General features: G+C 59.4%; 21 protein-coding genes. 3 read left to right on the top strand and 18 right to left on the bottom strand.

Annotated features, from left to right (window positions below; translation table 11 throughout):
- Positions 1-24 precede the first annotated feature (24 nt).
- From FHX09_RS08550 to FHX09_RS08535, 4 genes are all read right to left on the bottom strand, one after another.
- Positions 25-375: a hypothetical protein gene (locus FHX09_RS08550; protein ID WP_007790139.1), complete on the bottom strand. Its 351-nt coding sequence runs from the start codon at positions 373-375 to the stop codon at positions 25-27.
- A 170-nt stretch (positions 376-545) separates the two neighbouring features.
- Positions 546-848, bottom strand: a complete 303-nt coding sequence (locus FHX09_RS08545; protein WP_132588725.1) for a hypothetical protein — start codon at positions 846-848, stop codon at positions 546-548.
- 102 nt (positions 849-950) lie between these two features.
- Positions 951-1,373, bottom strand: a complete 423-nt coding sequence (locus FHX09_RS08540) for a secondary thiamine-phosphate synthase enzyme YjbQ (protein WP_132588726.1) — start codon at positions 1,371-1,373, stop codon at positions 951-953.
- Positions 1,374-1,452: 79 nt separating this feature from the next.
- Positions 1,453-1,806 carry a DUF1428 family protein gene (locus tag FHX09_RS08535; protein WP_007790135.1) on the bottom strand — a complete coding sequence of 118 codons (354 nt, stop codon included), beginning with the start codon at positions 1,804-1,806 and terminating at the stop codon, positions 1,453-1,455.
- Positions 1,807-2,014: 208 nt separating this feature from the next.
- Between FHX09_RS08535 and FHX09_RS08530 the strand changes: the two genes are divergently transcribed.
- Entirely contained in the window at positions 2,015-2,467 is a 453-nt protein-coding gene (locus FHX09_RS08530) for a VOC family protein (protein WP_184449751.1), read from the top strand.
- Here the strand turns inward: FHX09_RS08530 and FHX09_RS08525 are convergent.
- Positions 2,455-3,468: a LysR substrate-binding domain-containing protein gene (locus tag FHX09_RS08525; RefSeq protein ID WP_184449749.1), complete on the bottom strand. Its 1,014-nt coding sequence runs from the start codon at positions 3,466-3,468 to the stop codon at positions 2,455-2,457. The two genes, FHX09_RS08530 and FHX09_RS08525, sit on opposite strands and share 13 nt — an antisense overlap.
- Before the next feature lie 477 nt (positions 3,469-3,945).
- On the opposite strand from FHX09_RS08525, the gene FHX09_RS08520 reads away from it, so the two are divergent.
- Complete coding sequence (locus FHX09_RS08520) at positions 3,946-4,971, top strand: porin (protein WP_132588730.1); 1,026 nt, start codon at positions 3,946-3,948, stop codon at positions 4,969-4,971.
- 236 nt (positions 4,972-5,207) lie between these two features.
- Here FHX09_RS08520 and FHX09_RS08515 read toward each other — a convergent pair whose 3' ends face one another.
- The 13 genes from FHX09_RS08515 to FHX09_RS30455 form a co-directional block, all read right to left on the bottom strand.
- Entirely contained in the window at positions 5,208-5,588 is a 381-nt protein-coding gene (locus FHX09_RS08515; RefSeq protein WP_007790126.1) for a DUF427 domain-containing protein, read from the bottom strand.
- Between the two features lie 129 nt (positions 5,589-5,717).
- On the bottom strand, positions 5,718-6,605 hold the full coding sequence (locus tag FHX09_RS08510; RefSeq protein WP_132588732.1) for a DMT family transporter: 888 nt from the start codon (positions 6,603-6,605) through the stop codon (positions 5,718-5,720).
- Between the two features lie 69 nt (positions 6,606-6,674).
- A complete protein-coding gene (locus FHX09_RS08505) occupies positions 6,675-7,475 on the bottom strand; it encodes an AraC family transcriptional regulator (RefSeq protein ID WP_184449747.1) in 801 nt (266 codons plus the stop codon).
- A gap of 116 nt (positions 7,476-7,591) precedes the next feature.
- Positions 7,592-7,753: a hypothetical protein gene (locus tag FHX09_RS08500; RefSeq protein ID WP_165933048.1), complete on the bottom strand. Its 162-nt coding sequence runs from the start codon at positions 7,751-7,753 to the stop codon at positions 7,592-7,594.
- A gap of 79 nt (positions 7,754-7,832) precedes the next feature.
- The gene (locus tag FHX09_RS08495; protein WP_132588734.1) at positions 7,833-8,999 is read right to left on the bottom strand and encodes a DUF930 domain-containing protein; all 1,167 of its coding nucleotides are present in this window, start codon (positions 8,997-8,999) and stop codon (positions 7,833-7,835) included.
- A gap of 158 nt (positions 9,000-9,157) precedes the next feature.
- Entirely contained in the window at positions 9,158-9,451 is a 294-nt protein-coding gene (locus FHX09_RS08490) for a GYD domain-containing protein (RefSeq protein ID WP_007790116.1), read from the bottom strand.
- 209 nt (positions 9,452-9,660) lie between these two features.
- Positions 9,661-11,715 carry an RNA polymerase sigma factor RpoD gene (gene rpoD, locus FHX09_RS08485; protein ID WP_007790109.1) on the bottom strand — a complete coding sequence of 685 codons (2,055 nt, stop codon included), beginning with the start codon at positions 11,713-11,715 and terminating at the stop codon, positions 9,661-9,663.
- Positions 11,716-12,171: 456 nt separating this feature from the next.
- Positions 12,172-12,519: a GFA family protein gene (locus FHX09_RS08480; RefSeq protein ID WP_007790107.1), complete on the bottom strand. Its 348-nt coding sequence runs from the start codon at positions 12,517-12,519 to the stop codon at positions 12,172-12,174.
- Positions 12,520-12,528: 9 nt separating this feature from the next.
- Positions 12,529-13,566, bottom strand: coding sequence for an L-threonine 3-dehydrogenase (tdh, locus tag FHX09_RS08475; RefSeq protein WP_007790106.1), 1,038 nt, complete (start codon positions 13,564-13,566; stop codon positions 12,529-12,531).
- Between the two features lie 21 nt (positions 13,567-13,587).
- Entirely contained in the window at positions 13,588-14,775 is a 1,188-nt protein-coding gene (locus FHX09_RS08470) for a glycine C-acetyltransferase (RefSeq protein ID WP_132588735.1), read from the bottom strand.
- Positions 14,776-15,057: 282 nt separating this feature from the next.
- Positions 15,058-15,633, bottom strand: a complete 576-nt coding sequence (locus FHX09_RS08465; protein WP_184449745.1) for a cytochrome b — start codon at positions 15,631-15,633, stop codon at positions 15,058-15,060.
- Positions 15,630-16,688, bottom strand: coding sequence for a catalase family peroxidase (locus FHX09_RS08460; RefSeq protein WP_184449743.1), 1,059 nt, complete (start codon positions 16,686-16,688; stop codon positions 15,630-15,632). Before FHX09_RS08460 ends, FHX09_RS08465 begins: the two co-directional genes overlap by 4 nt.
- A gap of 207 nt (positions 16,689-16,895) precedes the next feature.
- On the bottom strand, positions 16,896-17,117 hold the full coding sequence (locus tag FHX09_RS30455) for an HRDC domain-containing protein (RefSeq protein WP_348649162.1): 222 nt from the start codon (positions 17,115-17,117) through the stop codon (positions 16,896-16,898).
- On the opposite strand from FHX09_RS30455, the gene FHX09_RS08450 reads away from it, so the two are divergent.
- Positions 17,086-18,060: a L,D-transpeptidase gene (locus FHX09_RS08450; RefSeq protein ID WP_132588738.1), complete on the top strand. Its 975-nt coding sequence runs from the start codon at positions 17,086-17,088 to the stop codon at positions 18,058-18,060. The genes FHX09_RS30455 and FHX09_RS08450 overlap by 32 nt on opposite strands.
- The last annotated feature ends 434 nt before the right edge of the window (positions 18,061-18,494 follow it).

Raw genomic sequence — 18,494 nt, 5'->3', positions numbered from 1 at the left:
TTCAGAGTCTGGTGATCGGGACCGTTAGCGGCGCAGGACCGGGCAGCCGCGGATATTGCCGAAGCTGATTTCATCGGCGCCACGGCGCGTCCAGCCCTCGACGATCACGCGGCGAGGCGTGACGTCGACCACGCGGGCACGACGAAAGCCGTAGTCGCGCGCGATATCTTCTGCGAGCCGCGGGTCACACCCACGCGGACGCGGCCGCGGGCGATCATAGTCAGGCGGTGGCGGGCGATAGTAACCGGGAGGCGGTGGCGGGCGACCACCGCCAATGTAGACGTCTACCTGAGCGGATGCCGGTGCAGCTGCTCCGGCAACAGTGCCGGCGGCGAGCAGCGTCGCAAGCCCCGCCTTGGCCAGAAATTGCATCATCGAAAGTTCTCCATCGGGGTGCGGCAGAGCCCTTCCCCATTCGATACACTCTTACCGGCAAGGTCAGGTCCAACCTTTCCGGATCTGCGCATTCATATGCGATTCGCACAAAGCAGGGCGAAAATGGCGCGGCCAAGGCAAGCTGACGGCGCCATTGTGGACGACGCCAATCAGCGGCGGATCAAGGGGCATCCGCGAACGTTGGCGAACACCATCCGGTCCCAGCCCCGATAATTGCGGCCGGAAACGACCAGACGCCGCGGCGTGACGTTCGTGACGCGCGCGTAGCGCAGACCTGTCCAACGTGCCTTCTGGACAGCTTGCACGGGCGAGCAGGCATACGCGGGACGGTATTGGACATCGACAGCTGGTGCACGTCCCCATTCCGAAGCCGAGGCGGTCGGCGCCGCGAACGGGTTCGATGCCAATGCGATAAGGGCGGCAAACGAAGCCTTGGCGATGAAATGGGTCATGACACTACTCTGTGAACGGTTGCCTACATCTCCCACCCGGGATTGTGGTGACCATAACCCTCTGAAAATGAATGATCTTCGAACCGGCCGTTCAGTTCCGGTTCAGCCGCTCAGATGCAGCACGATCTCGCGCCGATGCGGCCGGTCGCGGTGTTCGAACAGGTAGATCCCCTGCCACGTGCCGAGCGCGAGCCGCCCGCCGACAACCGGAATGCCGATGGAAACCTGCGTCAACGCAGCCTTGATATGCGCCGGCATATCGTCCGGTCCTTCGGTGGTATGAACAATCCAGCGCATCGAAGGGTCGGAAGCGGGAGGCACCAGTCGGCGAAAGAACGCATCGAGATCGGTGCGGACGTCCGGGTCGGCGTTTTCTTGAATGAGCAGCGAGCATGAGGTGTGGCGCACGAAAACGGTCAGCAGGCCCTCGGCCGCGCCGCTGGCGCGAACAAAGGACGCGGCCTGCGCTGTAAATTCGTATAGGCCCTGGCCTCTGGTGGAAATGCTGATGACCTTCTGGGCCATGGCTACGATTCCGCTTACGTCTCTTTTACGAGACGTGGCGTTGAGCTGCCCTCATGTCAATGCCGCTTCTGCCCGCTGCTCAAAGCTGCAGAAAGGGAACGAACCCACCAAAGATCATCCGCTTGCCATCGAAGATCGACTTCCACGCGTCGCCTTGAAGACGAGGGTCCGCCATCACTTTCGTCATAATGTCATCGCGCTCCTGGCGTGAGCCATAAACGATCCAGGAAAAAACCACGACTTCGTCGTCCGCCGCCTGCACAGCGCGCGGAAACGAGGTCAGTTCCCCATACGGCACGTCGTCGGCGATGCATTCCACAAACTCTTTTGCGCCGTAGGACTTCCATACTGCGCCGGTCGTGGCGGAAAAGGCCTTGTACGCCTCAATGTTCTTCTGCGGTACGGCCACGACGAACCCATCGACATAGGACATGTTTTTCTCCCTTTTTACGTTGTTGCAAGTCCAAGGACAGACGGAGTTGGCTTGGACCGACATCCCTCCTCAAGTTAAGATTAGGCAGCATCGGCGATAGGCAAGTGAATTGCCGCCAACTTCCGATCAGGAATAATTCGCTGCCGGTTGTCGGCAAGCCTCCTCTTTCAGCGTCCTTGCCACAGATTAAGCGCCAGGAGGACGACCGATGCAGAAGATCACACCTTGCCTTTGGTTCGATAACCAGCTCGACGACGCCATCAGCTTTTATAGGGCGATATTCAACAACGCCGGGGACCCGCAGGTGAAGCGAGGCCCGGATGGAAAGGCATTTGCCGCGACGTTCGACCTGGAAGGCCAGCAGTTCATGGGTCTGAACGGAGGTCCTCAGTTCAGGTTCAGTGAGGCTGTCTCATTCTTCGTTCGTTGCAAGGATCAGGCGGAGGTCGACTACTACTGGGAACGGTTGCTCGATAGCGGCAAGCCGCAGCAATGCGGCTGGCTGAAGGACCGGTTCGGCGTCTCCTGGCAGATCATACCCGACGCTTTGATGCGCTATCTCAACGATCCGGACGCGGAAAAGGCCATGCGTGTGCAGGCCGCGATGATGCAGATGGTGAAGATCGATATCGCGGCGCTCGACGAAGCCTATGCAGGCTGAGCGCTGGACATCTCGATAAGCCGGGCCCGATCCTTCGCCTGTATCTCGGCCTCCTGGCACTGCGTGGTGACGCGCAGGCTGCGGAACTGCTCTACGAGAAAATCGACGAGCGCCCGAACTGCTGTCGGCAGACCTCGCGTTGCGGTGAAGACAAGGTAGATCGTCGCCTGGGACATCTGGTGATTGGGCAGAAGGCGCACGAGCCTGCCATCGCGAATTCCCTCGGCGCAGATATGGTCGGGCAGAAGCCCGACCCCTACCCCGGCGTATATCGCTTCCAGCACGGCCGCGACGCTGCGGCAGCTCATGCGCGGCTTGTGCTGATGCCGGTATCGAGTGCCATCGGGTCCGGTGAACTCCCAGACGTCCCAGTCCTGCCACTCCGTCAGCGGCCCGGCAAACGACACCGTCGGAGCGTCGACAAGACTTTCGACACCTTCGATGGACGGCAGCGAACTTGCAACGTTCTGGTTCGCCACAAGGATCAGATCCACCTTGCTGAGCACGCGCATCGTCAGTTCGGAGTCCGTCTCTTCGGCCAATTGCGCGCGAACCGCGAGATCGAGGCGCTCGTTGATGATGTCGACCCGTCGATCCGTACTGAGTATCTGCAGCTGAACCTTGGGGTAACGGTTGAGAAACGCCGGGATCATGGCGCCAAGCGAGCCATCCAGCAATCCGTGAGGCACGCTTATGCGAATCTGCCCCTGCGGTTCGCCGGTCGCATCGTTGATGGCCTTCGCGGCACGATCCGCTTCACGCAGTATGTTTTCGCAGTGATTGTAGAAGGCGCGTCCGATTTCCGTCACGCGGAATCGATTGACCGTCCGCTCCAGTAGCCTGACGCCGAGTCTTGCCTCCAGCGCTGTTATGTGCCGACTGAGCTTCGATTTCGGCATGTTCAGCACCCGCCCGGCGGCGGAAAAGCCATTGTGACGAACGACTGCGGCAAAATAGACGAAATCGTTTAGATCCTGGAAAACACCCTCTGCGTTCAGCATCGGGCACCCCTTTCAGATAGGCCTGCGACCGTTATCGCTTACCGTTACTAAGGGGTAATGCCAACCGCATGGAACGAGAATTCGTTCCAAATTTGGAACACTGCGTTCCAATCGGTGCCCTTCAATTTGGCCTCCGGCGGGACTATCTGCGCTGAGATTTCCTTTGGCACCATTGCAATGATGGCGTCAGACGCGCTCCTGCGAGCCCCTGAGAACAGCATGACGATCACTATGCGCCGCACAAATGCGGCGCAAAGGAGTCGTATGATTAAGTATTTGATATTGTTACATAAAAACAACACGACACATCAAAGAACTGTCGCAAACAGGGATTTTGCTACCGGGAGAATTGATAGATTTAATCAAGGATGAAATTAAGGCTTCAGCGGTTCGCTGATCCGCCAGCCGAAAGGCAAACTATCGGAACGGCCCCATCTCCCCTGGCGGCGGTTCAATCGAAAAGGAAATGGATTTCAAATGAATATACGGATGGCATTGTTGACCTCCGCCGCAGCGTTTGCTGCTGCGTCCTCGCCGGTCTTTGCTGCTGACGCGATCGTTGCAGCAGAACCCGAGCCGGTTGAATACGTCCGCGTCTGCGACGCGTACGGCTCAGGCTACTTCTACATCCCCGGCACCGAAACCTGCCTCAAGATCAATGGCTACATTCGTTTCCAGGTTGACGGCGGTCCGGATGAGAAGGGTACGTCCGACTGGAACGCCTTCACACGCGCCCAGGTACAGTTCACCGCCAAGAGCGACACGGAATATGGCCCGCTGACCGGCGTCATCGTTTTCCGCAACAACGGCGACAACAGTTCGACCAGCACCATTCTGGATTCGGCATACATCGATATCGCCGGCTTCCGCGCTGGTCTGTTCTACTCGTGGTGGGATGACGACCTTTCTGGCGAGCCGGACGTTCTCTCCAGCTTTGAAACGCTGCACAACTCCATCCGCTACCAGTATGAAAACGGTGACTTCTACGCCGGCATCAGCGTAGACGAACTGGAAGACGGCTACTTCAAGACCGGCGAAAACCCGAACAACGTCGGCATTGCCTTCGGCGTTGGCGGCAAGGCTGGCGTAGTCAGCTACCAGGTGATCGGCGGCTACGACACCGACAACGAAGAAGGCGCTGTCCGCGGCATGCTCTTTGCGGATATCGGCCCGGGCACGCTCGGCCTGGCAGCTATCTATGCGTCTGGCCCGAACTCCTACTACTCTCAGTCGGAATGGACGGTTGCCGCCGAATACGCGATCAAGGCTACCGACAAGTGGACGATTACCCCGATGGCCCAGTACTTCGGTAACTACGTCCCTGATCTTGACAACTTCCACGGCGATTCTTTCGACGGTCTGGGCGATGCCTGGAAGGTCGGCATCACCGTCGACTATCAGATTGTCGACAACCTCTACGCCAAGGCAACGGTCGACTACACCGATCCGGACGACGCCGACGAAGTGACCAAGGGCTTCTTCCGCCTGCAGCGCGCGTTCTAATTCAAAATCCCGGCGCCCTGGATCAGCCTTGGGCGCCGCCCAGTATTGCGTTTTCTGATCCGATTGACCTCCGATCAGTTACGGGGACTGGTCCGGTTTCCCTGCCGGACCGTCCTTGCTTTTCCTCCCAAGCATGCCACTGCTTCCGCAGCAAGATATCTCGATCAATGGGGTGCAGGGCCCGAGCGGTTCCGATATCGAACGCTGCGCTCACCTCGATGGGCGCTTGCGCCGCACTAACCCGGGAACTCCTCGAGAGAGTCCACCCGATCGGGGTAGAAGGCGAGATGCTCCTTGATCTCGCTGACCGCAGCATACGGATTTTCATAGGTCCAGATCGCATCCCCGGCGATGTCACCACCCGAAACGATGTTGAAATACGAGGCCTCCCCCTTATAGGGGCAATAGGTATGGTGGTCACTTCGGGTCAGAAGCGCCATGTCGACATCAGCGCGCGGTATGTATTGCACGGCGGGATAGGACGCTTCCTGCAGCGTCAACGCGTTGCGACTGTCGGCAATGACCTGACCGCCGAGCTTTACGACGACGCGCGCCGGATTGGGCCTGACGGTAATTGGATGATCGGGACCGGGTATCTTCATCGGTTGCGCAGACATCGGCAGCTCCTTTCGGCCAGAAACCAGATATAGGAACCGACGTGCCGAATTTCATGAGCCGGTCAAACGAAAGGAATCGCGCATCCGAGTGGCGAATCTGTGCTCATCGTATTGTGCCTTGGCCACGTTCTACCTCGCCATCGTCGCCCGTCGCTGAAACAACCCAAGCCCAACGACCGCCGCCAGCACGCAGGCGACGCCGGCGACTTGGTAGAAATGCAGCGGTTCACCGAGCATCACGAAGGCCATAAGCAACGCCGAAACCGGTGCGACTGCGGTGAAAAGCGAGGCCTCAACCCCACTCACACGCTCCGCCCCCGCATACCAGAGAATGAAGCCGGCAACAGTCGGCACCAGCGCGTAATAGATCACCGCCGACATTGCACCGGCAGGCAATGCGCTTGGCACGCCCTCCGCCAAAAGTGCCGCGACCATGGCGACAAGGAAGCCAATCCCCGTCATCAACGCGGATTGTGTCAGCGCCGGGATCGATGAACTGAGGTTCTTGTTCAGGAGGATGAACAGGCTTTCACAGATCACGGCCCCGAAAACCAGCGCGTTGCCAAGCAGGGATCCACTGCCTGCGCCGGGCGAAAGAGCAATGAAGAGAACACCGGTTGCCGCCAGCGCGATCGCCAATACCATCGATGAATGGGGTCGCTCGCCCAGAACCGCAACGGAAAGCGCCCCGGCCACGACCGGCAGCGTCCCGATGATGACACCGGCGTCGGCGGCGGTCGTCAGCTTCAGGCCGGAGATCAGCAAAGTCGTGTAGCCAACGCTACCCGCCCCGGCTTGAACGAAGAGGATAATCCAGTCCCGAAACGGCAAGTTTGGCAAGCGCGTCCGGGTCATGCGCATCAAAAGCACAAAGAACGGGAAGGCTGTGGCAAAGCGCAGAGCTGTCGCCGTGAACGGCGGCATGCCTGAAGCAATCACCCGACTTGCGATCACCGTGCTGCCCACTGTGATCATCGCCAAAGTCAGATAGAGGTAACCTTGCAAATGTCGCTGCATCGTCTTCTCCCGTTTGCGCAGAAGAAAGACGAAAAACGTCTGGCAATCTTGTATGAAATTGCAGCGCGGTCAGGCGACCGCATTTGCATAGGCGCGCGGAGAGACCCCATATTTCCGGACGAACACCCGTGTCATATGGCTTTGGTCGACGAAGCCGCTGGCAAGGGCAGCCTCTGCCAAGGGCGCGCCGCCGGCGATCAGGCGCCTGGCAAGATGGATGCGGCGCTGAACCAGATAGGCATGAGGTGTCAGGCCGGTCGCCTTGGCAAAACCGCGCAACACCTGGAACCGGCTGAGCCGGCTTGCGCGGGCAAGGTCCGATAGACAGATCGCCGCAGTCGGATCGCAGTCGATCATTTCCTGCGCGGTTGAAATGGACTGAGGACCAACCTGCCCTTCATTCGGCACGACCTGCGCAACGACACGCGCGACGATTTCAAGGATGGCTTCCTCATGCTGCATTCGCGGTTCCCCGGAACTGGTCACCAGCCCAAAGGCTGCCTCGAAGTGCGCGGCAATCGCTTTGTCGTGCAATACCGGATGCGGAATCTCGACAGCCGATCGCCGTCCCTCCGTGATCTCCGACACATTGGCAGCGATCATCTCGGGATCGAAGTAGAGTATCCTCCACGACCTCCCCTCGCCGATCGGCGAGCCATCATGCACTTCGTTCGGGTTGACCGTGATGATATCGCCGGCACCCGCCTCAACCATCCCGCGGCCGCTCAGGGACTTTTGCGCACCTGACGAAACCAGCCCGATGCCGAATTGCTCATGCGTATGGCGCGCGAAGCTTTGGTTGCTATCGGCAGCCACCGCCTCGATGCCGGGAACGACCGACCTGAACATGCGAAATTGACTGCGGGCCATGCGTACGCTTCCAGACGTGACACCTTATAGTGCCAGCCCAGACGACTGAAATCAATGCAGCGGCAAGTCAGCCGGACGCCGCGAGCGCGTCAGCGATCAATGCTTATTGGCTTGGATCAATGAATCGTTTCGCGAAAATCGTCGCTGGCAAGAATCGCAAAGACATCCTCAAGCGCGGCGACCAGGATGTCAGTGAGCTCGTCCCCGCGATTTTCGACAAAGGCAGCCTTGGTTGCCTCATCGTGTAATTCGAAGAAGCGCTCGATCTCATTCGACATCTCATTGTCCTTTCACGCGCCACCGACATGTGGCGATGGACAAAGCTATCCCGGCTGTCTTGTGCCGAACTTGTGAACGCTAGTCCATCGGGAAGCGGCGGCGCGCCCATTCGCTTCTCGGAACTGGATTGCCTACAGCAAAGCCGAAGGATTTCACCTTTGTCGCCCCGTCGTCCACCTCGCAACGGAAGCGAACATCGTACCACCGACCAGATGCCCGAAATGCGTTGCTGGCTTGAAGGACTGTACCCTTTGAAAGACTGTAGGACGGCAGGATTTCTGGCCGATATGCTGGAGATCCATGTATCAGTTGCTGTCGAAGCTCAGTGCTGCAAAGCTCCGCCACACGGGCACCCCGCGGCAGATCGCCCATTGCGGTTCTCGCCACCGGATCGTTGGTCATCTTCTGCGAAAACAACGTCTTCGCCTCCGTCAGTTCGATGGGCTTGTCCGCCTGGGCGGTTGCGGTCGCATCGGGCTTTGTTGAGTTGGGCGGTTTTCCCTGCTCGAAGCTCGTCTTGGCCTCGCTTTCGGCTCCCGCGGCAGGGCCGTTCTTCTCGGCATGGTTATCGGCCAGGTCGACCTGCGGGAGTTCGACATCCTCCGGAACCGGATTGGCGGGTGGCTCCTTGCTTTCGGGTGCCTTGGCTGCTTCCGCCATTTCCTCTGGCTTCGTTTGATCTTCTTGGGGTTCCGGCCTGGGCTCTGGTGAAGGCTTCGGCGTATCCGATTTCACACCCGCGACGGACGCATCCCCCTCCGTCGATTTTTCTGGTCCTGTATCCTTGTCGCCAAATTCCGCCACTGGGCGCAGCGCCGACAGGGGCTGCGCCTTGCCAGCCTGTTCCTTGGACTGGGCTTCGGGCGGCTTTTCCGGTGGCTTCTCTTCCGGCGCTTTTGCCTCCTCCGCCGGAGGCGGCGGTGGTGGCGGAGGCGGTTGCTCGGCCTTTGCTTCCTTTGGCGGTTCCGCAGGCTTCTCGGCCGGCTTTTCTTCTGCCTTCTTCTCCTCCGGTTTCGGCTCCTCGGGCTTGGGCTCTTCCGGCATCTTCAGTTCCGGCGGCTTTTCCTCGGGTTTCTTCTCCTCCGGCGGCGGCACGAGGTCGACGCTGACAGTTTCCTCCTCCGGCTGGGGAGCAGGCACGGGCAGCTTCACGAGAAAGAAGGCGACGACGGCAAGGTGCAACACCACGGAGGCAAAGATGCCCCAGCCGAATGCTCCCCATTTTTTTGCCGAAACCTGCTGCATGCCTACGAACGATGCCCTACGCCACGCTACCGATGTGGCCTTTTAACAAGGCATCATCAAGCCATAAAACAAAAAAGCCTCGCGCTCCACGGACGCAATGCGTCAGCGCAGGACATGATCCACATATTTGCCAGCAGCAGGCCCGGCAGCCCGACAAATCAGCCCAGCGAACCTATGATCTCGCGATAGGCGGCCTCCGGAAATGCCTTCAATGTCCGCGTGCGCACATTGCCGGCCATTCCAAGAGACAAGTTAAAACGGGCCATCACGGCATCGTCAGGTGCCTCGCATACGGCGACTAGGTCATGATCGCCCATCGTCAGGAAAAAATTTTGGAAGGAGCCACCCATATCGCCAAGCAGCTTCTTTGCCGCGTCCAGGCGCTTTGTCGAGTCGCGAACGTTGCGAATGCCCTGATCCGTCCAATTGATAAGCACGATGTAAGTGGTCATTGCACACCTCCCACCGGAGGGTCTCGGCCCTACGCAACAGGCTATGGCGACCTTCGCTCATGCGCTGTGGTCAGTCCTGTCCCCCGTGGAGCGTACCTTACTCCTGTCCCCATTTGACAACAAGGAACACCGTGGTCCGCGGATGCGCGCCAAAGGAAAAGCCGGGCACAAGGCCCGGCTCTCGGATGCGCTTGGTCAAAGGTGAAAACTTAGCTGTCCAGGAACGAGCGGAGCTTTCTGGAGCGGCTCGGATGCTTGAGCTTGCGTAGCGCCTTCGCCTCGATCTGACGGATACGTTCGCGGGTGACCGAGAACTGCTGACCGACTTCTTCGAGCGTGTGGTCGGTATTCATGCCGATGCCGAAGCGCATGCGCAGGACGCGCTCTTCGCGCGGCGTCAGCGATGCCAGAACACGGGTCGTCGTTTCGCGCAGGTTCGCCTGGATGGCCGCGTCGATCGGCAGAAGCGCATTCTTGTCCTCGATGAAATCGCCGAGGTGTGAATCTTCTTCGTCGCCCACGGGGGTTTCGAGCGAGATCGGCTCCTTGGCGATCTTCAGAACCTTGCGGACCTTTTCGAGCGGCATTGCGAGCTTTTCGGCCAGTTCTTCCGGCGTCGGCTCACGGCCGATCTCGTGCAGCATCTGGCGCGACGTGCGGACGATCTTGTTGATCGTTTCGATCATGTGCACCGGAATACGGATCGTGCGGGCCTGGTCGGCGATCGAACGGGTGATCGCCTGACGGATCCACCATGTCGCATAGGTCGAGAACTTGTAGCCGCGACGGTACTCGAACTTGTCGACCGCCTTCATCAGGCCGATGTTGCCTTCCTGAATGAGGTCGAGGAACTGCAGGCCGCGGTTCGTGTACTTCTTGGCGATGGAGATGACGAGACGAAGGTTCGCTTCGACCATTTCCTTCTTGGCGATGCGTGCTTCGCGTTCGCCCTTCTGCACCATGTGCACGATGCGGCGGAATTCCGAGATCGAGATGCCGGTTTCCGTTGCGAGATTCTGGATCTCCTGGCGGATGTCGCGGATCGTCGTATTTTCGCCCTTGGCGAATTCCTTCCAGCCGCGTGCGGCCAGATTGCCGATCGACTTCATCCAGTTCGGATCAAGCTCGGCGCCCTGATACTGCTCAAGGAACGAGTCACGCTTGACACCGTAGGATTCAGCCAGACGCAGCAGGCGACCTTCGTTCTGAACGAGACGCTTGTTGATGTCATAGAGCTGCTCGACGAGGGCGTCGATGCGGTTCTGGTTCAGCGACAGAGACTTGACGGCCTTGATGAGCTCATCTTTGAGTTCCTTGTAGCGGCGCTCCTGGGCGGACGACAGGGTGCCGGTGGCAGCAAGCCGCTGCTCGACCTGCTGGTCCTGAAGCTTGCGCAGCTTCTTGTAGGTCTCGGCGATGATGTCGAGCGTCTCCATGACCTGCGGACGCAGTTCCGCTTCCATAGCGGCCAGCGACAGGTTGGACTCGTCTTCGTCTTCTTCTTCCTCTTCCGGAGGCAGACCCTCGCCGCCGACATTGGTGATGTCGTCGTCGCCGGAACGGACGCGGCGCGTCTTTTCCTTTTCTTCAGCAGCCTTTCGGTCGGCCTCGATCTTCTCGGGGCTCTGGAACTGCGGCGCAGCCTTGGCCTCCGGGCCGGAATAGGTCGTTTCGAGATCGATGATCTCGCGAAGCAGCGTCGTGCCTTCGTTCAGTTCGTCACGCCAGATGATCAGCGCCTGGAACGTCAGCGGGCTCTCACAGAGACCGCCGATCATCGTTTCGCGGCCGGCCTCGATGCGCTTGGCGATCGCGATTTCGCCTTCGCGCGACAGAAGCTCCACCGAGCCCATCTCGCGCAGGTACATGCGCACCGGATCGTCGGTACGGTCGGTCGGCTCTTTCTTCTTGGCGGTCGCAAGGGCGGTACCGCCAGAAGGGGCCAGTTCGCCGCCTTCGCTTTCGTCGTCGGAGCTGGAATCGTCGTCGTCGCCACCGCTGGCGCCGGCCTCTTCGGCTTCCTCGTCCTCGATGACGTTGATGCCCATATCGGACAGCATCGACATCGTGTCTTCGATCTGCTCGGACGTCACTTCTTCGGACGGCAGGACAGCATTCAGCTCGTCCATCGTCACATAGCCGCGCTTCTTCGCGGCCTTGATCATCTTCTTGACCGCGTCATCGGAAAGATCGAGAAGAGGGCCGTCGGTGCCGCCGTCGCGTTCGACTTCCGCTTCTTCGTTCTCTTTGACCTTGGTTGCCATTTATGTCGTCGCCTTCCTGACGCTATTCAAACTCGCCGCAGTGAACGGCCGCACGCAGCCGATACGCCGCATACGACCGTCTCGAATCACCTAGTCCCACCTAACGGGATGAGATTTAATGCCTGATTAACCACGATTGCCGGCGACGGACGACAGAGCTCAAAAGTCATCATATGTCCGGCCATGGTTGTGCGATCCGCCCTTGACCCAGTTCACCGCTTTCCAAGTCGAACGGTGATTCCCATATTTTTTGTTCTCGTCAAGCTTTTCTAGCAAAAAAGCCTCAGAAAACCCGGAAAAAGCCTTATCCACAGGCCCGGAACCGCTCAAGCGATTGCCAAGCATAGATAGGATGTCACCACAAGAAGACAAGAGCAGCAGGCATTCTTCTTGAACGGCAAAGTTGCCGCCAAGATTCGTCTGCCCGCCGCCAGTTGTTCAATCCGGGTCGAAAGCTTAGTGAGACTGCCCATCCCAGGGTTGGATCTCTAGACTTGCAAGATCGACAGCAGGAATGCAGCGGACGTTGATGCACGCCATCTCGGCGCCATCAGGCATTTTGGCTTCGGCGAAAGGAGCAATGCCGCACGTGTCGCAGAAGCGGTGCTGAATGGTGCGCGTATTGAACGTATAGGTCGACAGGGTCTCACGCGGCGTTTTCAGCGTGAACTTGTCGCGCGCAACGAAGGCGAGCAGCCCTCCGCGCCGTCGGCAAAGTGAACAATTGCAATCAAGGGCGGAGGTGAACTCCCCGTCCACTTCGAATGCGATTTTGCCGCAATGGCAGCTTCCCTCGTAAATCATAAGTCCCCCTCAGTTCCAATCCATGACCACCTTGCCGGAGTTGCCGGAGCGCATCGCCTCGAACCCCTCCCGGAAGTCATCGATGCCGATCCGGTGCGTGATGACAGGCGACAGATCCAACCCGCCTTGCACGAAGGCAATCATCTTGTACCAGGTCTCGAACATCTCGCGGCCGTAGATGCCCTTCAGGTTAAGCATCTTGAAGATGACTTTGTTCCAGTCGATCTCGAAGCCGGCGGGTGCGATGCCGAGGATGGCGATCTTGCCGCCATTATTCATCTTGTCGATCATGTCGCGGAACGCCGGTGCGGCGCCCGACATTTCCAGTCCGACGTCGAAGCCCTCGGTCATGCCGATCGACTTCATCACATCGGCAAGGTTCTCCTTCGAGGCGTCGACGACATAATCGATGCCAAGCTTGCGGGCGAGGTCGAGCCGGTGCGGGTTGATATCGGTGATGACGACCTTGCGCGCCCCCGATCGCTTGGCGACCAGCGCCCCCATGATGCCGATCGGCCCAGCGCCGGTGACAAGCACGTCCTCGCCGACGAGATCGAAGGACAGCGCCGTGTGCACCGCGTTGCCGAATGGATCGAAGATCGCGGCTATCTCGTCGGGAATATCATCCGGGATTGGCACCACGTTCGCCTCGGGAATGCAGACGAACTCTCCGAAGGAACCGGGGCGGTTGACGCCGACGCCCAGCGTATTGCGGCACAGATGCCCTCTACCTGCACGGCAGTTGCGGCACTTGCCGCAGACGATATGTCCCTCGCCGGAGACCCGCTCGCCGACATGATATTTCGTTACCGCCGAGCCGATCTGTGCGATCTCGCCGCAGAATTCGTGGCCAACCACCATCGGCACCGGAATGGTCTTCTGCGCCCACTGGTCCCAGTTCCAGATATGCACATCGGTGCCGCAGATCGCGGATTTTTTCACCTTGATCAGCACATCGTTCGGCCCGACCTCGGGAACGGGAACATGCTCCATCCAAAGCCCGACCTCCGGCTTTGCCTTGACCAGTGCCTTCATCATGTTCGACATGATCCTACTCTCCCAAACCCTTTAGATGACACCGAGTTCGCGGCCAGCTTCCGCGAAGGCTGCGATCGTCCGCTCGACGTCCGCACGCGAATGCGCGGCCGACATCTGCGTGCGGATGCGTGCTTGCCCTTTCGGCACAACCGGGAAGGAGAAGCCGATCACGTAGACGCCCTTTTTCAACATCAGCGCCGCCATGTCCTGCGCCAGCTTGGCATCGCCGAGCATGACCGGAATGATCGGATGCCCCTCGCCCGCCAACGTGAAGCCGAGCTTCGTCATCGCGGAGCGGAACAGCGTCGCATTGGCCGCCAGCCGCTCGCGCAGTGCATCGCCATTCTCAATGAGATCGAAGACCTTGAGGGACGCCGCGGCGATCACGGGCGCCAGCGTATTCGAGAACAGATAGGGACGCGACCGCTGGCGGAGCCACTCGACCGTTTCCGCCTTGGCCGAGGTATAGCCGCCGGAAGCACCGCCGAGCGCCTTCCCAAGCGTCCCGGTGATGATATCGACCCGGCCCTCGACCCCGCAATGCTCCGCCGATCCGCGCCCGTGTTTGCCAACGAAGCCGACGGCGTGGCTGTCATCGACCATGACCATCGCGCCATACTTCTCGGCCAAATCGCAGACGCCCTGCAGATTGGCAATGATGCCGTCCATCGAAAAGACACCGTCGGTGGCGATCAGCTTGAAGCGACTGCCTTGCGCCTTCTTCAGCTCTTCCTCCAGCGCCTTCATGTCATTGTTGGCATAGCGCAAGCGCTTGGCCTTGGAGAGGCGCACACCGTCGATGATCGAGGCATGGTTCAGCGCGTCTGAGATGATCGCATCTTCCTCACCGAGCAGCGTTTCGAACAGGCCGCCGTTAGCGTCGAAACACGAGGAATAGAGGATGGTGTCTTCCATGCCGAGGAAGGAGGAAATGCGCGCCTCGAGCTGCTTGTGCTCCTCCTGCGTGCCGCAGATGAAGCGCACGGAGGCCATGCCATAGCCATAGCGGTCGAGCGCCTTCTTGCCCGCTTCGGCAAGCTCCTCGTTGTCGGCGAGCCCGAGGTAGTTGTTGGCGCAGAAGTTCAAAACCCGCTCGCCTGAGGTAACGGCGATTTCGCCTGCCTGCTTCGACGTGATGATGCGCTCGGACTTGTAAAGCCCGGCGTCCTTCAGTGCGGCAAGTTCGGTGCGCAGGTGGGAGAGGAATTGCGAGGTCATTGAATGCCCTTCTTGTGATGTTTCCCGATGCCCTGCACTAGCACATAGCCAAGCGCCTGTCTTGCCGTCCTCAAGCCTGGTTTTGCGGACGCAGATCGTCAAATCATATCCACTGTGTGGATTGACACAGATCAGAACCGGTCAGCGTCCACGACGGGTATCCGAGGCGCTTGTGATGAGCATGGGCGCCGTGCCGGCGATGACAACATTCCAGGCGATCTCGGCTGCATGCTCGACAAGCGGCCGACGCTGGCAGATCGAGCTGCTCCTTCGCGAGGCGCTCTAATGTTCGTTCCGCTGGGGTTTCAGTGGCACATCATTGTTCCCGACCGGCAGCATGGTCTGCAAGACCCCGTCGCGCCGGACAAGCGCATGAAACAGCGCGGCCGCAAGATGCAGCAAGACGAGCGCGAAAAAGGCAAAGGCCAGATAGAAGTGCGCGTTCCACAGCAGTGTGTGCAGGCTGTTGCTCTGCGGCAGGATCGCAGGAAGCCGTATCTGACCGTAAAGGACGATAGGATAGGCGCCTGCAGACATCATGGCCCAGCCAATCAGCGGCATGCCGATCATCAGTGCGTACAAGGCAAGGTGCGACAGGTGCGCGGCGAGCTTCATCGGCTCGGGAAGATCGACAGGCAGCGCCGGCGCGCCATAGATAAATCGGACCACAAGGCGGATCAGGGCCAGTACGAGAATTGTGATGCCGAGCGTCTTATGGGTGGCCAGCAAAGGGGTGTACTGCCGCCCGATCGTGGACACCATCCCGACGCCGATAAAAAGCATTGCCAGAATGCAGATTGCCATCAGCCAGTGCAATGAGCGCTGAAGCGCGGTGAACTCGGTGTTGGTGCGGCTCATGGCTTTGTGCTCCCGGCGGTTCGAGGGTAGTAACTCGCTTCCGAAGTACGCAGGTCATAAGACTTGGCATAAGCTGCCGAGCGCGCTGCCGGGAACGGATCGTCGGACACCTTGATGCCATCAGGCAAGACGGTCGGATCGAAGTTGATGTCGCGGCAAGGGCCGTCTGCCTCCACCTCGATCTTCTGCACGACCAGCGTGCCGGCCTGAACAGTTCTGCGCTCCGGTGGCCACGCCTTCGTCGGATCCGAGGTTGGGTCCGATGGGTCGGCTCGCGTTAAGACCATCGTCCAGCGCTGCGGCGCCTTGCTGACGCGGTCCATGATGTCCTCGTCCAAGTGGTTGGGACCAAGCTTTTCCAGGTCAGGAGCGGAAATCGGCGTGACCTGCGCCTGCGGCGTCAGCGACCAGCGGACAGCGTGGTCTGCGCCGGCGCCATCGGTAAAGATGAAGGCGTTGAGGCTATTGAATGCCACTTCCGCGTAGCTGGCGGTCCACGGCGCAGTCGTTGCCCACTTGCCGAATGCCGCAAATTCCGGATGCGCTGCGGCGAAAGCTTTCATGACCTCCGGATCCTTGCTCTTCGACGCTTCGAGCAGCTCGTAGAACGCCTGAGGCGTGGCGACCGGAAAGATTGGCGGATCGATCATGGCCATGCGCCAAACGTCGCCGTCGGGGGTCGAAATCTGAACCCCGATCCCCCGCACGCGAACCGTGGCGTCGGTTGCACTCGGGTCAGGCGTACCAAGATTGAATCGTCCGACAACCGGATATTGCCCAGCAACGAAAGCGGTCGCACGGGAGAGAGCCGTGCCATTCCCGTTCGCTTCAAATACGCCGGTGAAACAGATGCCTTTTGCGTGATTTCGCCGATGGCCAAGCGCCGGCCCATCGGGTGGCGCCAGCGCACCGACGAGCTTCGTCGGGGTGAGACGCCCGGGCGAGAACCATCCTGCAGTGTAAGCGAACGCCCCTGCTCCGATGGCGACCACGGCAGCGATGATGACCAGAGATCCCAGATGAGAATGCGGCTGCGATTGCGACGGGTCAGGCATCCAACATTCTCCGCTGTTAACTTGCGCGTTCAAGGCAATGTCTGTGGGATGTTTTCACTCTCTGCGCCGACGGTTGCTGGAAACGATGGCGGCAATGGCAAGCTATGGACCGAAGGCAAAAGGAGGCACCATGCGAACAGTGCATCGCGGGATGCCTGCATGTGTCGTGGCATGGAAGATGCCATTGTTAAAACGTACGGTCAAACCCTAGCCGTCGTGGCTGAGGATCACGTCTAGAAACGCATCTCCGTAGCGCTCGAGTTTCGGTTGGCCGACGCCCGAGATGGCGAGCATCTCCTTGTGCGTGCGCGGCCGCTCGGTCGCGAAGGCAATGAGCGTCGTACCGCCAGTGAGGGTTGGCAGCGGAACCTTTTGATCACTCAGCGTTTCTAGGAACATGATAAAAACCCTACTGATCGGCGGATTCATCTTGCTTCTGGTCCACGGTATCGGAAACGGGCAGGAAATTTCGGCCCAAGCCGTCAACGATGCAGTGACAGCCAGCATCTCCGACCAACCGGCAGAGCGATCACCGCAGCCGGACCCGGCCCTCGTCCACCTTCAGGTTCTCCTGGATCGAGCGGGTTCGTCGCCGGGCGTAATCGACGGGCTCCCCGGGGAGAACCTGACGAAGGCTGTCGCTGGCTTCGAAGCAATGCAGGGTTTGCCCGTCGATGGGAAGCCAGATCCGGAGATGGCCAAGCGTTTGAACGATGATCACCATGTCATCGGACCCTATGTGATCGCTCCGGATGACGCCGCGGATTTGGTCGAGAACATACCGAAGGACTACGCCAAGCAGGCTGAAATGCAGCATCTTGGCTACACCAGCGTAGCTGAGAGGCTGTCAGAGAGATTCCACATGGACACTAACCTGTTGAAAGCGCTGAACCCTGAGAAAAAATTCATCCCGGGCGAAACAATTTCGGTCGCGGTCATAGGTGCGCCGAAAACCGGGAGCGTTAAACTGATCGAAGCGAGACGCAAGAGTGGTCAGGTGATCGCATATGCTAAGGACGGATCCATCCTGGCCGTATATCCCGCCACTATCGGCAGCGAGGACAACCCCTCTCCCACTGGGCGACACAAGGTTATTGGCGTCGCTCGCGATCCAAAATACGTTTACAATCCCAAGCTCAACTTCCAGCAGGGCAAAAATAAAAAGAAACTTGAACTGCCAAGCGGCCCCAATAACCCAGTCGGAACGGTTTGGATCGACCTCTCCGAGCCAACCTATGGCATTCACGGAACTCCGCAGCCCAATCTGATCGACAAGGCTGGCTCACACGGATGCGTCAGGCTTACCAATTGGGACGTCGAGGAACTCGCAAGCATGGTGAAACCGGGGGTAAAAGTAGACTTCCGCGACTGAACGGGGGCGCGCCCCGATGGACTTCAGCCTGGAACGCACCGGGATCGCTCCCCGTCCCCATTGAACGACTGAATCCCGAACCGCTTCGTCTGGCCTTGTAGCCGCCAGCCGGAATAGCAGTCGCGGACGATGACGTCTGTTGAAGGCCACAACCGCATGCCCACAGGATTTTGCCATCCCGTGGACATCGTATGAACAATAGCAAGATAGGCGAAACGAGGATTAGCAAAGCAAAGACTGGAGATCGAAGCCCCTCGACGCGTCCCAAAACAGCTGGCACCATCTCGAAGACGACGCAGGAAACCACGGCGATGAGCATGAATGCGGCAGTCCGCATGAGCAGCAACACCTGGCAAACGTCCCTCGTCGGAATCTCGAAGCATCCTTTGAAAGCCTTATCGATGTCAGGAAGCGGGGAAACCTCAGCTTCTCGC

The organism is Rhizobium sp. BK538, assembly GCF_014197575.1.
Classification (GTDB): domain Bacteria; phylum Pseudomonadota; class Alphaproteobacteria; order Rhizobiales; family Rhizobiaceae; genus Rhizobium.
This window is presented reverse-complemented; position numbering and strand designations above follow the sequence as displayed.